Genomic DNA, 12,640 nt, shown 5'->3' on the forward strand with positions numbered 1-12,640 from the left:
GGTGAGCTGGGTCCCCAGCTTTCGCTGGGATGACATCGAGAGGAGGGAGCACCGCTGGCCCACGCAGCATCTCGGGATGGGTCCCGGCCTTCGCCGGGCTGACATCGCGGTGGGGGTGAGTGTGGTGCAAAATGCCCTTCGCCTATTCCCGCCAGCCGTGGGCTTCGCGGACCTTGAGCATGGCGGCGAGGACCTTGTTCCAGGTTTCCTGCTGTTCCATCACCGCGTTGGGGAACATGCAGCCGTCCCAGGAGATGTGGCGCATGCGCCGGGTGAGGTTGCCGGCGTCGTCGCGGAGCCAGTAGCCGGCGTGCTTGGTGACATCGAGCCGGCCGTTGGGGTCGTCGATCTGGCAGTGGCGGCCGGTCTTTTCGTGGGTGCCGGAGCCGAAGGTGGTGCCGTCGTTCTGGGCGACGTGGAAATCGAGGGTCCAGGGGCGGAGTGCGTCGGCGACCTTGTGGTAGGCGGCATCAAGGGCGGCCTTGTCGGACCAATCGAAATCGGCGGGGAGGATGCGGTCCTTTTCGGCATTGGCGCCGAGGACGAACAGCATCGAGTGGGCCATGTCGGCCTGGTAGCCGACGACGCCCGGCATGTTGACCATTTCGAGCAGTTTCACGTTCTCGCGCCAGGAATGCATGCCGCCCCAGCAGATCTCGCCTTCGGCGACGATGAACTCGCCGTGGTCCCGGGCGATCTTGCCGGCCTCGCGGAAGGTCTCGGCGATCTTTTTGGTGTTGCCGTCGGGGTCGGCGTCCCAGGCTTCGACGCCGACCGAGCTATCGACGCGGATGCCGCCGGTGGGGCGGATGCCGAGCTCGCGCATCTGCTGGCCGATGCGGGAGGCTTTTTTCACCTGGGAGAGGAAGCGCTTGATGTCGTCGGCGTCGCCCATGGCGGAGCCGCCGCCGGCGCCGCCCCAGATCGGGGCGACGAAGCTGCCGACCTCGAGGCCGTAGCCGGCGATGTGGTCGGTCATGCGGCGGACTTCACCGGCGTCGCTGTCGATATCGAAGTGGGGCGAGGTGACGAAGAGGTCGATGCCGTCGAACTTCTGGCCGTCGACCTCGGCGTTGGCGGTGAGGCTCAGGAGGGTGTCGAGCGGGATGATCGGCTCGGAATGCGGGGCGCCCTTGCCGACGATGCCGGGCCAGGCGGCGTTGTGGAGTTTTGGGTAGTTGTTGGATGCCATAGCCCCCTCCCCCGGGGATTATTGTGTTGCCGAAAGCTCGGAGCGTGGGGCCCCCCACCCTTGATCCCTCCCCGCAAGGGGGAGGGAGACGACCGATGAACGCCGGCGCGAGTGGACCCCCACCCCTGTCCCCTCCCCGCAAGGGGGAGGGAGACCCTCACACTGAGATCGAGGGTGGACATCTCACGCTGCCTCGTGGCGGAGGTTCACGCCGGTGGCGGCGTCAAAGAGCATGACTTTTTCGGGGTCCCAGCCGAAGCGGACGGCGTCCTCGACCTTGACCTCCGTCTGGGCCGGGATGGAGGCGCGGAGGAGGTTGTCGCCGACGCGCAGGGTGACGATCTTTTCGATGCCGTGGTTCTCGACGTCGTGGATCCTCGCTTCGACGGGCGCGCCGCTGGCGACTTCGACGTCTTCGGGACGGATCCCGAAGGTCATTGCCCCTTCCTTGGCGCCTTCGCTGGCGCCGGCGCCGCCGACGGGCAGCTCGAAGGTCAGCGGCGTGACCACGGCGCGGTTGTTGGCGAGGCGGCCATGCAACAGGTTGATGGCGGGGGAGCCGACGAAGCTGGCGACGAAGGTGTTGCGGGGGTTGTTGTAGACCTCGGACGGCTTGCCGACCTGGATGACATGACCGTTGTTGAGCACCGCCATGCGGTCGCCCATGGTCATGGCTTCGACCTGGTCGTGGGTGACGAAGATGAAAGTGGCGCCGAGGCGGCGCTGCAGGTCCTTGAGCTCGGAGCGCATCGTTTCGCGCAGCTTGGCGTCGAGGTTGGAAAGCGGCTCGTCCATCAGGAAGACCCGGGGCTCGCGCACGATGGCGCGGCCGATGGAGACGCGCTGCATCTCGCCACCGGAGAGACGATCGGTCTTGCGATCGAGGAGATGCTCGATGCGGAGAGTCCTCGCCGCATAGGCGATGCGCGTTTCGATCTCGTCGGCGGAGGCGTTGCGGATGCGCGACTTGAGCGGAAAGGCGAGGTTCTCGCGCACGGTGAGGCGCGGATAGAGCGAATATTGCTGGAGGACGAGGGCGACGTCGCGCTCGGCCGGGCCCCAGCTATTCACATCGAGGCCGCTGATGCGGATGGTGCCGGCGGTGGGCTTTTCGAGGCCGGCGATGAGGCGGAGCGTCGTGGTCTTGCCGGCGCCGGTGGGGCCCAGAAGGACGAAGAACTCGCCGTCGGCGACGTCGAGATCGAGGTGCTCGAGCGCCGTGTGGTGGCCGAAGACCTTGGAGATATTGTCGAGCTGGATGCGGGCCATCGGTTAACTCACGTCAATCGAATGCCGAGCGAGGTGCCCGACTTCTGGTCAAAGAAATGCGCCTGCGCAGGGTCGATCCGGGCCCAGAGCTTTTCGCCCGGCTGGCGGACGAAGCCGGTATGGGTGCGGGCGCGCAGGGTCTGGCCGCCGACGTTGAGATCGACGATGTCGAAGGGGCCGAAGGGCTGGATCAGGTGGGCCTCAACCGGGCGGTAGCCCGGCTGCTGATCGTGGCTGAGCAGCACGCCTTCGGGGCGGACGCCGAGCGAGATGGACTCGGCGCCCTGCTGCTGCAGCATGCCGAGCAGTTCGCGCGGCATGGCAAAGTTCTCCGACGCGATCTGGAGGCCGGTCTCGCCGGCATTCTCGGTGACTTTGGCTTCGGTGACGTTCATCACGGGCGAGCCGATGAACTGGGCGACGAACAGGTTGGCGGGACGGAGATAGACCTCGGAGGGGGTGCCGACCTGCTGCAGGATGCCGTCATGCATGATGACGATGCGGTCGGCGAGCGACATGGCCTCGACCTGGTCGTGGGTGACGTAGATCGAGGTGGAGCCGTTTTCGAGATGGAGGCGCTTGAGCTCGACACGCATGCCTTCGCGGAGCTTGGCATCGAGCGAGCCGATGGGCTCGTCCATCAGCAGCGCCTTGGGGCGGCGGACGAGCGCGCGGCCGATGGCGACGCGCTGCATGTCGCCGCCGGAGAGCGCGGACGGGCGGAGTTTCAGCAGGTGGATGATGCCGATGGCGCCGGCGACGGTGCGGACCGCCTTGTCGACCTCGGCCTTGCTCTGCCCGGTGGCGCGGAGCGGGAACGCGATGTTCTCGTAGACGGTGAGATGCGGATAGAGCGCGTAGAGCTGGAAGACGAAGGCGATGTCGCGATCGGAGGCGTGAAGGTTCTGCACCGGCTTGCCGTCGATCAGGATGTCGCCGGAATCGATCGACTCGAGGCCGGCGATGGCGCGCAGGGTCGTGGTCTTGCCGCAGCCGGAGGGGCCGAGGAGGACGACGAATTCGCGGTCGGCGACGGTGAGGTTCATGTCGCGGATGACGTGGACGGGGCCGAAATGCTTCTGCACGTCGCGGAGCTGGATCTCAGCCATGACTGCCTCCGCCGATGCTTTCGGCGACCGCGACGGGGCCGGTATCAACTTCGTCGCGCTTAGCGGGCTCCGGAGCCGGGATGTGGACGGCGACGTTGAAGCCGACGAGGCCGAGCAACATGATCGCGACGCTCCACTGGTGGAGGAACGGGACCCAGGGCTGGCAGAGGGAGATGATGCCGAGGACCATCAGGACCTGCGAGCCGGGTTCGAGGAAACGCTGGTTGAAAACGCGGAGGTTCATTTGCGGATCGCTCCGAAGGTGACGCCGCGCAACAGGTGATTGCGGAGGAGGAAGGTGAAGATCGCGACCGGCAAGAGGAACAGCACCGTGCCGGCGGCGATCACCGTCCATTCGGGCAGGCCCGAGCCGATCTGGCTGGGGATGAACGGGGGCGCCGTCTGGGCGCGCCGGTTGGTCATGATGAGGGCGAAGGCGTACTCGTTCCAGGCGGTGATGAAGCAGAACACCGCGGTGGCGGCGATGCCGGTTGCCGCCTCGGGGAGCACGATCTTGAAGAAGGCCTGCATGCGCGTGTAGCCATCGACCAGCGCCGCCTCCTCGTATTCCTTGGGGATCTCGTCGATGAAGCCCTTCATCAGCCAGACCGAGAAGCTGAGGTTGAAGGCGGTATAGAGGATGATCAGCCCCAGATGCGTGTCGGTCAGATCGAACGAGCGGTACATCAGGAACATCGGGATGGCGACGACCACCGGCGGCAGCATGCGTGTACTGAGGATGAAGAAGAGCAGGTCCGCCTCGCCCTTGATCCTGAAGCGCGAAAAGCCGTAGGCGGTGATGGTGCCCATGCCGACGGCGAGAATGGTCGAGACGACCGAGACGATCAGGCTGTTGAGGAAGCGGTTGGGGTATTGGGAGAGCTGGACATCGTTGCCGACCTTGAGGATGCGTTCGCCGCCATCGTAGATCGCCTTCTCCCACCATGGGGCCGCGGCATAGACCTCCGGTGTCGGAGGTTGCTTCAGCTGCACGCGCTTGGTGAAGAGTTTTACGAACGGGGTGACCTCGGGCTGGAACAGCACGGTCGGCGGCACCGAGGTGGCGACGTTGCGCGGCTTGAAGGCGGTCGAGGCGATCCAGTAGATCGGCGACAGGAAGACCAGCGTCACCGCGATAATGGCGAGGATGGCGACGAGGCGGCCGAAGCGCTGGTTGCGAGAGGATACGGCGGCCATCTCAGCGCTCCTTCACCCGGTTCAAATACTTCACGTAGATGTTGGTGATGCAGAGCACGACGATCAGGACGATGTAGGCGAGGGCGGAGGCGCGGCCGGTGTCCCAGCCCTGGAAGGCCATCTGGTAGAGCTTGATGGCGATGGTTTCGACGCTCGCGGTGCTCATGATGAACGGCAGGTCGAAGGCCTTGAAGGCTTCCATGGTGCGGAAGATCAGGGCGATGAGGAGGAGCGGCGAGACCAGCGGCAGGGTGATGCGGGTGAAGGTGTACCACCAACTGGCGCGATCGATCGCGGCGGCTTCGTAGAGGTGCTTGGGGATGGCGGAGAGACCTGCCAGCGACAGCAGCATCACGAAGGGCGACCACATCCAGATATCGGTAATGGCGACGGCGAAGAGCGAGTTGACGCGGTTCGATAGCCACTCGAACTTGCCGATGCCGAGCGCGTAGTTGATGGGGCCCCAGGAGGGGTCGTAGAGGAGCTTCCAGAAGAGGCCGACCACGGCGGGCGACAGCATCATCGGTAGCATCAGGAGCGTGGTGACGAGGCCCTTGAACGGGAACGGGCGGTTGAGCAGCAGGGCGAGGCCGAAGCCGACGATCATCTGCCCGCCGACCGAGACGATGACGTATTGGGCAGTAGTGGTGAAGCTGCGCCAGATGGCCGGATCGGACAACAGATCTGCATAGTTCTGCAGCCCGATGAACTGGGCCGGCTTGTTCAGCGAGACCTGGTACTCGGTGAACGAGAAGCCGAGGGAATAGATCAGCGGGAAGATGTTGAAGATGATCAGGAAGGCGATCGTCGGAATGATGAACGCATTCCGGATGGTCAAATCGCTCCATCCGTGGGCCGCGGCACGCGAACCGGAATCGAGCGTCGCAAGGACTGCCACAACGTTTCCCCTGTCACTCTGATCGATGGGGACCGGGGGCAAGCCCCCGGTCCGTTGGTCGGATCAAGCCTGCCTAGTTGGCCAGCGTCTTGTCCCAGTCGGCCGCGAGCCCATCGAGGGCTTCCTTGGCCGAGCCTTCGCCCGTGGTGATGTAGGGGTGGAGGCGATCGTTCATCTGGAACAGCATGTCGGCGAAGACCGGCACGGCCCAGAAGTCCTTGACGATCTTCATCGAGTCGGCGAAGGCGCGGTTGTAGGGCGTGGCGTTGAGGAACTCCTCGGAGTTCAGTACCGCGGCGGAGCAGGTATAGCCGCCGAGTTCGGCCCACTTCTTCTGCACGTCATCCTTGATGAACCACTGGAGGAATTTGTAGGCCTCGTCCTGGTTCTTGGAATAGCTGATGATCGAGATGCCCTGGCCGCCGAGCGCCGCATGCTGGTCGCCATTCGGGCCCGGCGGGTTGGCGAAGTAGCCGGTGGTCTTGGCGAAGGGGTTGGTTGCCTCGCTCGCCAGTGCGGGCATGAAGGCGAAGTAGTTCATGTTCATCGCCACCAGGCCTTCGGTGTAGGCCTGATTGTTTTCGGCGAAGAAGGCCTGCGTCCAGTTCGGGGGCGTGAAGGTGTAGAGCTTGCGGTAGGCCTCCAGCGCTTCGACGTTGCTGGGCGAGTTGATAATGCCGTCGACCTTGTTGTTGGCGTAATCGCCGAGCTCGCCGCCCCAGGTGAAGATGGTCTGCTCGACGCCCATGGCCATCGCGTCGTAGGAGGTCTGGGTGTAGAGCGCGACGCCGTAGCGGTTCTGGTCGGGCCGGGTGAAGAACTCGGCGATATCGAGCAGTTCCTTGTAGTTCTTGGGCACGGCGAGGTCGTAGCCGTACTTGGCCTTGAAGTTGGCCATCTCGGTCGGGTCCTCGAACCAGTCCTTGCGATAGGCCCAGCCGTTGGCGTCGCCCTCGAGCGGGATCGACCAGTACTTGCCGCCATACTGCGAGTAGTATTGCAGGGTAGCCGGAACGAACGACTTGTCGACGCCGTTGTCGGTGACGAACTTGGTGAGATCGACATAGTGGCCGCCGGTCGAGGCGGCGCCTAGCCACTGGCTGTCGCCGACGACCATGTCGTAGGCATCGCCCTGTGCATTGAGCTCGGCGAAGGTCTTGGTCTGGAAGTCCGACCAGGGCGTGGTCTGGACGGTGACGGTGACGCCGGTTTCGGCGGTGTAGTCGTTGACCAGTTCCTGCAGGTAGTTGGCCGGATCCCACTCGGCCCAGAAGATCGTCAGTTCCTGCGCGAGCACCGACGTGCTCGACGCAAGCATCAGGCCGATGCCGGCCAGTATGCCCTTATGAACAGTGCGCATTATGGTCCTCCCTGTAGCGCTTCCGACGGCCGGCAATCGCGACGCCAGCCGAAGCCCCTCCTCCGTGCCGGGGGCCTTCACAGCAGCGGACCAGCCTGGGCTCTCCCAAGCCCTGCAGACCGGCCGTTTTCGTAGGCGACGTCCGGGATCGATCTCCCGCATCCCCGGGACTCGCAGCCTGCCTCTCCCAAGACTGGCGCGCTCACCGGATGTGGCGCTTCCCAGCGCCCGTCGCAGTTGATCTTCCTCCTTGATCGACGTGCGTCAACTGCACAGTTTCAACGTTTTGACAGCGTCGTCAAGCTAACATGCTAGCATTTTGACAATCGACCCGGGTGCCCGGTAAGTTTCTGTCACGAACTTTGTTCGGACGGAGCGCTGCTAGTTTGCAACGATGTGCGGCGTCTGCCAAGAAAGAGTGACGACAGGGGTAGGCTGTCGCCGCAAAACGGGTGCCGCAACTCTGTGAATTGGTGCCCGGGAGGGCGCGATGCAGCGCATCTACGTGGTCGGCACGGCCGACACCAAGGGCGAGGAACTGGCGTTTCTGGCCGAGAAGATCCGGGCGCTCGGCGGCGATCCGCTGGTGGTCGACGTGGGAACCCGCGCGCCCACCATTCCGCCGGAAGTCGGCGCTGCCGAGGTGGCGAAGTTCGGCGCGCCGGGGTTGCTCGAGGGCAGCGATCGGGGCGTCGCCGTGGCGGGGATGGCTGAGGCGTTCTCGCGCTTCATCATCACGCGTGATGATCTTGCCGGGGTGATTGGGATCGGCGGGGGCGGCGGGACCTCGATCGTCACGGCGGGGATGCGGCGGCTGGCGATCGGGGTGCCCAAGGTGATGGTGTCGACGCTCGCCTCCGGGGACGTGTCGCCGTATCTCGGCTCCTCGGACATCGTGATGATCCCGTCTATCACCGACCTCGCCGGCCTCAACCGGATCAGCCGGGTGATCCTTTCGAACGCGGCGCAGGCGATCGTGGCGATGAGCGCCAACCCGCCGGCAATCGAAGGCGGGATGCCGGCCGTCGGGCTCACCATGTTCGGGGTGACGACGACGGCGGTGACGCAGATTGTCGAGCGGCTGGGCGGGGCGGTGGAGCCGGTGGTGTTCCACGCTACCGGAACCGGCGGGCGGACGATGGAGATGCTGGTCGATTCGGGGCTGATCACGGCGGTGATCGACGTGACGACGACCGAGATCGCCGACCTGCTGGTGGGCGGCGTGCTGCCGGCCGGGCCGGAGCGCCTCGATTGCATCGCGCGGACGGGGGTGCCCTATGTGGGCTCGGTCGGGGCGTGCGACATGGTCAATTTCTGGGCCCGCGAGACGGTGCCGGAGCGGTTCGCCGACCGGCGGCTCTACCAGCACAACGCCAATATCACGCTGATGCGGACGACGCCGAAGGAGAACCGGCTGATCGGGGAATGGATCGGCGGCAAGCTCAATCTCTGCGAGGGTCCGGTGCGGTTCCTGATCCCAGAGCACGGGGTTTCGGCGCTCGATATCGAAGGCGGGGCGTTCCGCGATGCGGAGGCCGATGCTGCATTGTTCGATGCTCTCGAGCGGACGGTGGAGTGGACGGAGAACCGGCAGCTTATCCGGCTCGACTGCCACATCAACGACCCCAGCTTTGCCGAGGCGGCGGTGCGGGCGTTCCAGGAAATCGCATAACAAGTCTACTCATAGGAGACAGCATGGCTGCCATTGCGCGCGCCGAAATCTTGAAGAAATTCCACGACATGGTGGCTCGCGGGCAGCCGATCGTCGGCGGCGGGGCCGGCACCGGCATCTCGGCGAAGGCCGAAGAGGCGGGCGGGATCGACCTCATCATCATCTACAATTCGGGGCGCTATCGCATGGCCGGGCGCGGCTCGGCGGCGGGGCTGCTCGCCTATGGCAATGCCAACGAGATCGTCAAGGAAATGGCGGTCGAGGTGCTGCCGGTGGTGAAGCGGACGCCGGTGCTGGCGGGGGTGAACGGCACGGACCCGTTCGTGCTGATGCCGCAGTTCCTGGCGGAGCTGAAGGCCATGGGGTTCTCCGGGGTGCAGAACTTTCCGACCATCGGGCTGTTCGACGGGGTGATGCGGCAGAGTTTCGAGGAGACCGGCATGGGATACGGGCTCGAGGTCGAGATGATCGCGGAGGCGGCAAAGCTCGACCTGCTGACGACGCCGTACGTATTCAATCCGGATGAGGCGGTGGCGATGACCAGGGCGGGAGCGGATATCGTCGTGGCGCATATGGGGGTGACGACTGGCGGGGCGATCGGGGCCAGGGCGGCGAAGTCGCTGGAGCAGTGCTGTGACGAGATCGAGGCGATCGCGGCGGCGGCGCGTGGGGTGCGGGAGGACGTGATCGTGCTGTGCCATGGAGGGCCGATCTCGATGCCGGCGGATGCGAAGTTCGTGCTCGATCGGGTGAAGGGGTGCCATGGGTTTTATGGCGCGAGTTCGATGGAGCGGCTGCCGGTGGAGGTGGCGATCAAGGCGCAGGTGGAGGGGTTCAAGGGGTTGGTGCGATAGCAGACGCCGGTGGCTGTGGACCCCCACCCCTGTCCCCTCCCCCCTAAGAATGGGGAGGGAGACGAAAACACCACCGTCAGTGTGAGGGTCTCCCTCCCCCTGTTGGGGGGGATAGGGGTGGGGGTCCACAGCCGCGATATTCTTGATGAGGAGCAACATGACCGAGAACAACTTCGTTTATCCGCGTGATGTCAGCGCGTTCGGGTTCGATTGGGGGAGGCTGGCGCTGACGGTGGCGCCGGAGGTGAATGGGGCCCGGAATTTTTCGGGTGGGGTGGTGGATCTGCCGCCGGGCCAGGGGCATACGCGGCACAACCATCCGGGGGCCGAGGAGATCATCTTCGTAATTTCGGGGGAGGGCGAGCAGATGGTCGAAACGCCGGAGGGGGTGCCGGAGGTGAGGCAGGTCGGACCCGGGTGCACGGTGTTCGTGCCGGAGAGCCGGTTCCACTCGACGCTCAACACGGGCACCGGGCCGATGCAGCTGTTCGTGGTGTATTCGCCGGCGGGACCCGAGCTGGTGCTGCGCGAGCTGCCGGATTTTCGGCTGCTCCCCAAGGGCCAGTCATGATATCCTTTCCACTTCCAAGTAACGTTGCCACGCTTTACCCTTCGACGCGGGGCTAGACTCCGCCTAGGAAGCGGAAATGGAACAGGTTTTGTCGCGCCGCCTCGCGGCGGTGCTGTGCGCGGACATTGCGGGATACAGCGCCCTGATCGGCGCCGATGAATCCGGCAGCGTTGCTGCGCTCAAGGGACATCAGACGGCCGTGCTGCAGGTGCTGCAGCGCCATGGCGGGCGGGTGGTGGACCTCGCCGGCGACGGCATTGTGGCCGAGTTCTCGAGCACGGTGGCCGCAGTCGAGGGGGCGCTCGCCATGCAGGCGCTGATGGCGGAGCGCAATGCCGACGTGCCGGCGGGCAAGCGCATGGTGTTCCGCGTCGGCATCAACCAGGGCGATGTGGTGCATGACGACAACCACATCTATGGCGACGGGATCAACATAGCGGCGCGGCTGCAGACGATCGCCGAGCCGGGCGGCGTCTATGTCTCGGGCAAGGTCTATGACGAGGTGCGGGACCGCCTGAAGGCGAGTTTTCGCGATCTCGGCGAGCGGAAGCTGAAGAACATCGCGCGGCCGGTGCGGGTGTTCGAGGTGGTGGTGGCGGGGGCGCAGCGACGCTCGCGGTTGCCCGACGGGGTGGCGGTGGAGCCGCGGCGGCCATCGGTGGCGGTGCTGCCTTTCGACAACATGGGTGGGGACAGCGAGCAGGAATACTTCGCCGACGGCGTGGTCGAGGACATCATCACAGCGCTCAGCCGGTTCAAGGATTTTGCGGTCATCGCCCGCAATTCGAGCTTCGTCTACAAGGGGCGCGCCGTCGATGTGCGCCAGGTGGCGCAGGAACTGGGCGTTCGCTACGTGCTCGAGGGGAGCGTGCGGCGGGCCCAGAACAAGCTCAGGATAACGGCGCAGCTGGTGGATGCGACGACCGGCGCGCATCTGTGGGCCGAGCGGTTCGACGGCACGCTCGAGGATGTGTTCGAGTTCCAGGATCGCATTACCGGCAAGGTCGCCTCGCTGGTCGAGCCGACGATCCGCTGGGCCGAGATCGAACGGTCGCGGCGGGAGCGGCCGGACAGCGTCGAGGCCTATGACCTCTATCTCAGGGCGCTGCCGATGCACCTGTCGCAGACGCGGGACGCCAATGCCGAGGCGATCGGGCTGCTGCTGAAGGCCATCGAGCTCGAGCCCAACAACCCGACCTACCTGGTCTATGCCGGCAATGCGATGCTGCACCGCTCCACCATGGGGTGGCTGGCGATCGGGGAAGACGACACGGCGCAGGGGATCGAGCTGGTGGAGCGGGCGCTCGCCAATGCGCGGGACGACGCGGTGGCGCTGTCGCTGTGCAGCATGATGCTGATCCACAATCTTCGGGACTACGACCGCGGGCTCGAATTGACGCGACGCGCCGTGGAGATAAACCCCAACAACCTGACGGTGATGATCTTTGCCGGGATCACCCACCTGCACCTCGGCGATCTCGACGATGCGATCGCCTATAGCGAGCATGCGATCCGGCTCAGCCCCAGCCTCGATGGCGCGCACTGGCCGCTGACGGCGATCTCGCATGCGCATATGGCGAAGGGCAATTTCGAGGAAGCGCTGGCCTGGGCGAAGCGCTCGCTGTCGGCCAATCCGAGCTTCGTGTGCACCTACTGGATGCTGGCGGCGGCGAGTGCGCATCTCCAGCGCATGGACGAAGCGCGGCGGCATGTGGCGACGCTCAGGCGCCTTTCGCCCGGGGTGACGGTGGCGCGGGTCTGGGCGGCGCAGCCGCAGAAGGACCCGTCCCGGCTGGCGGCGATCCTCGAGGGGCTGCGGCTCGCCGGCCTCGAGGAGTAGCCGCCTTCCGCTGCGCCGCCTCGCCAGAGCGTGCGCCGAGGCGTCTCACCGCCCACCCTGGCTCCCTCCCCTGAGGGGGAGGGGACGGCATCGCTTGAAGGCGACCGGGGCGAGGGGTAAGGGTTTTGGCCCCATACTCGCGAAGGTTCTCCCATGACTGCCGCAAACTCCCCTATCGACCCCGTCAAACTCGACAAGCTCGCGGAAGTCGCGATCAAGGTGGGGCTGCAGCTCCAGCCCGGGCAGGACCTGGTCCTGACGGCGCCGATGTCGGCGCTGCCGCTGGTGCGCAAGATCACCGAGCACGCCTACAAGGCCGGTGCGGGCCTGGTGCAGCCGATCTTTTCGGACGAGGAGATTACCCTCAACCGCTACCGATATGCCGCCGACGCCAGCTTCGACCGGGCGCCCGGCTGGCTGTTCGAGGGCATGGCCAAGGCGTTCGACGGGAACGCGGCGCGGCTGGCGATCTCGGGCGACAACCCGATGATGCTGGCCAACGAGGACCCGGCCAAGGTGGCGCGGGCCAATCGCGCGACCTCGATGGCCTACAAGCCGGCGCTCGAAAAGATCACCGGCTTCGACATCAACTGGAACATCGTCTCCTACCCCAACCCGAGCTGGGCGCGGCAGGTGTTTCCCGATGACGACCTCGACGTCGCGGTGCACAAGCTGGCC

The 12,640-nt window shown here is 65.5% G+C and carries 12 protein-coding genes; 5 read left to right on the forward strand and 7 right to left on the reverse strand.

Annotation, left to right across the window (positions count from 1 at the left end):
- Positions 1 to 142: 142 nt before the first annotated feature.
- The 7 genes from JWQ89_RS15760 to JWQ89_RS15790 form a co-directional block, all read right to left on the reverse strand.
- Positions 143 to 1,192 (reverse strand): TIM barrel protein, encoded by a 1,050-nt coding sequence (locus tag JWQ89_RS15760; protein WP_299642485.1) that lies wholly within the window; start codon positions 1,190 to 1,192, stop codon positions 143 to 145.
- Positions 1,193 to 1,375: 183 nt separating this feature from the next.
- Positions 1,376 to 2,461 carry an ABC transporter ATP-binding protein gene (locus JWQ89_RS15765; RefSeq protein WP_299642486.1) on the reverse strand — a complete coding sequence of 362 codons (1,086 nt, stop codon included), beginning with the start codon at positions 2,459 to 2,461 and terminating at the stop codon, positions 1,376 to 1,378.
- Positions 2,462 to 2,469: 8 nt separating this feature from the next.
- Positions 2,470 to 3,570 (reverse strand): ABC transporter ATP-binding protein, encoded by a 1,101-nt coding sequence (locus JWQ89_RS15770; RefSeq protein ID WP_299642487.1) that lies wholly within the window; start codon positions 3,568 to 3,570, stop codon positions 2,470 to 2,472.
- A complete protein-coding gene (locus JWQ89_RS15775; RefSeq protein WP_299642488.1) occupies positions 3,563 to 3,814 on the reverse strand; it encodes a hypothetical protein in 252 nt (83 codons plus the stop codon). The genes JWQ89_RS15770 and JWQ89_RS15775 overlap by 8 nt, the downstream gene beginning before the upstream one ends.
- Positions 3,811 to 4,767, reverse strand: a complete 957-nt coding sequence (locus JWQ89_RS15780) for a carbohydrate ABC transporter permease (protein WP_299642489.1) — start codon at positions 4,765 to 4,767, stop codon at positions 3,811 to 3,813. Before JWQ89_RS15780 ends, JWQ89_RS15775 begins: the two co-directional genes overlap by 4 nt.
- Before the next feature lies 1 nt (position 4,768).
- The gene (locus JWQ89_RS15785) at positions 4,769 to 5,665 is read right to left on the reverse strand and encodes a sugar ABC transporter permease (RefSeq protein WP_299642491.1); all 897 of its coding nucleotides are present in this window, start codon (positions 5,663 to 5,665) and stop codon (positions 4,769 to 4,771) included.
- A gap of 73 nt (positions 5,666 to 5,738) precedes the next feature.
- Positions 5,739 to 7,025, reverse strand: a complete 1,287-nt coding sequence (locus JWQ89_RS15790; RefSeq protein WP_299642493.1) for an extracellular solute-binding protein — start codon at positions 7,023 to 7,025, stop codon at positions 5,739 to 5,741.
- Between the two features lie 490 nt (positions 7,026 to 7,515).
- Here JWQ89_RS15790 and JWQ89_RS15795 point away from each other — a divergent pair, with 490 nt between their 5' ends.
- The 5 genes from JWQ89_RS15795 to JWQ89_RS15815 all read left to right on the forward strand — a co-directional run.
- Positions 7,516 to 8,697: a Tm-1-like ATP-binding domain-containing protein gene (locus JWQ89_RS15795; protein WP_299642495.1), complete on the forward strand. Its 1,182-nt coding sequence runs from the start codon at positions 7,516 to 7,518 to the stop codon at positions 8,695 to 8,697.
- A 23-nt stretch (positions 8,698 to 8,720) separates the two neighbouring features.
- Complete coding sequence (locus tag JWQ89_RS15800) at positions 8,721 to 9,551, forward strand: phosphoenolpyruvate hydrolase family protein (protein ID WP_299642496.1); 831 nt, start codon at positions 8,721 to 8,723, stop codon at positions 9,549 to 9,551.
- Positions 9,552 to 9,708: 157 nt separating this feature from the next.
- On the forward strand, positions 9,709 to 10,122 hold the full coding sequence (locus JWQ89_RS15805) for a cupin domain-containing protein (protein ID WP_299642498.1): 414 nt from the start codon (positions 9,709 to 9,711) through the stop codon (positions 10,120 to 10,122).
- A 76-nt stretch (positions 10,123 to 10,198) separates the two neighbouring features.
- Positions 10,199 to 11,962: an adenylate/guanylate cyclase domain-containing protein gene (locus JWQ89_RS15810; protein ID WP_299642500.1), complete on the forward strand. Its 1,764-nt coding sequence runs from the start codon at positions 10,199 to 10,201 to the stop codon at positions 11,960 to 11,962.
- A gap of 153 nt (positions 11,963 to 12,115) precedes the next feature.
- A partial coding sequence (locus JWQ89_RS15815; protein WP_299642502.1) for an aminopeptidase occupies positions 12,116 to 12,640 on the forward strand: 525 nt, incomplete at its 3' end.

Origin of the sequence: Devosia sp. (genome assembly GCF_028290645.1) — a bacterium.
Taxonomy (GTDB): Bacteria; Pseudomonadota; Alphaproteobacteria; order Rhizobiales; family Devosiaceae; genus Devosia_A.

What these genes read in the sequence shown, in the direction of transcription:
- JWQ89_RS15760 (WP_299642485.1), bottom strand. Translation starts at nt 1,192, where the DNA reads ATGGCATCCAACAACTACCCAAAACTCCACAACGCCGCCTGGCCCGGC.
- JWQ89_RS15765 (WP_299642486.1), bottom strand. Translation starts at nt 2,461, where the DNA reads ATGGCCCGCATCCAGCTCGACAATATCTCCAAGGTCTTCGGCCACCAC.
- JWQ89_RS15770 (WP_299642487.1), bottom strand. Translation starts at nt 3,570, where the DNA reads ATGGCTGAGATCCAGCTCCGCGACGTGCAGAAGCATTTCGGCCCCGTC.
- JWQ89_RS15775 (WP_299642488.1), bottom strand. Translation starts at nt 3,814, where the DNA reads ATGAACCTCCGCGTTTTCAACCAGCGTTTCCTCGAACCCGGCTCGCAG.
- JWQ89_RS15780 (WP_299642489.1), bottom strand. Translation starts at nt 4,767, where the DNA reads ATGGCCGCCGTATCCTCTCGCAACCAGCGCTTCGGCCGCCTCGTCGCC.
- JWQ89_RS15790 (WP_299642493.1), bottom strand. Translation starts at nt 7,025, where the DNA reads ATGCGCACTGTTCATAAGGGCATACTGGCCGGCATCGGCCTGATGCTT.
- JWQ89_RS15795 (WP_299642495.1), top strand. Translation starts at nt 7,516, where the DNA reads ATGCAGCGCATCTACGTGGTCGGCACGGCCGACACCAAGGGCGAGGAA.
- JWQ89_RS15800 (WP_299642496.1), top strand. Translation starts at nt 8,721, where the DNA reads ATGGCTGCCATTGCGCGCGCCGAAATCTTGAAGAAATTCCACGACATG.
- JWQ89_RS15805 (WP_299642498.1), top strand. Translation starts at nt 9,709, where the DNA reads ATGACCGAGAACAACTTCGTTTATCCGCGTGATGTCAGCGCGTTCGGG.
- JWQ89_RS15810 (WP_299642500.1), top strand. Translation starts at nt 10,199, where the DNA reads ATGGAACAGGTTTTGTCGCGCCGCCTCGCGGCGGTGCTGTGCGCGGAC.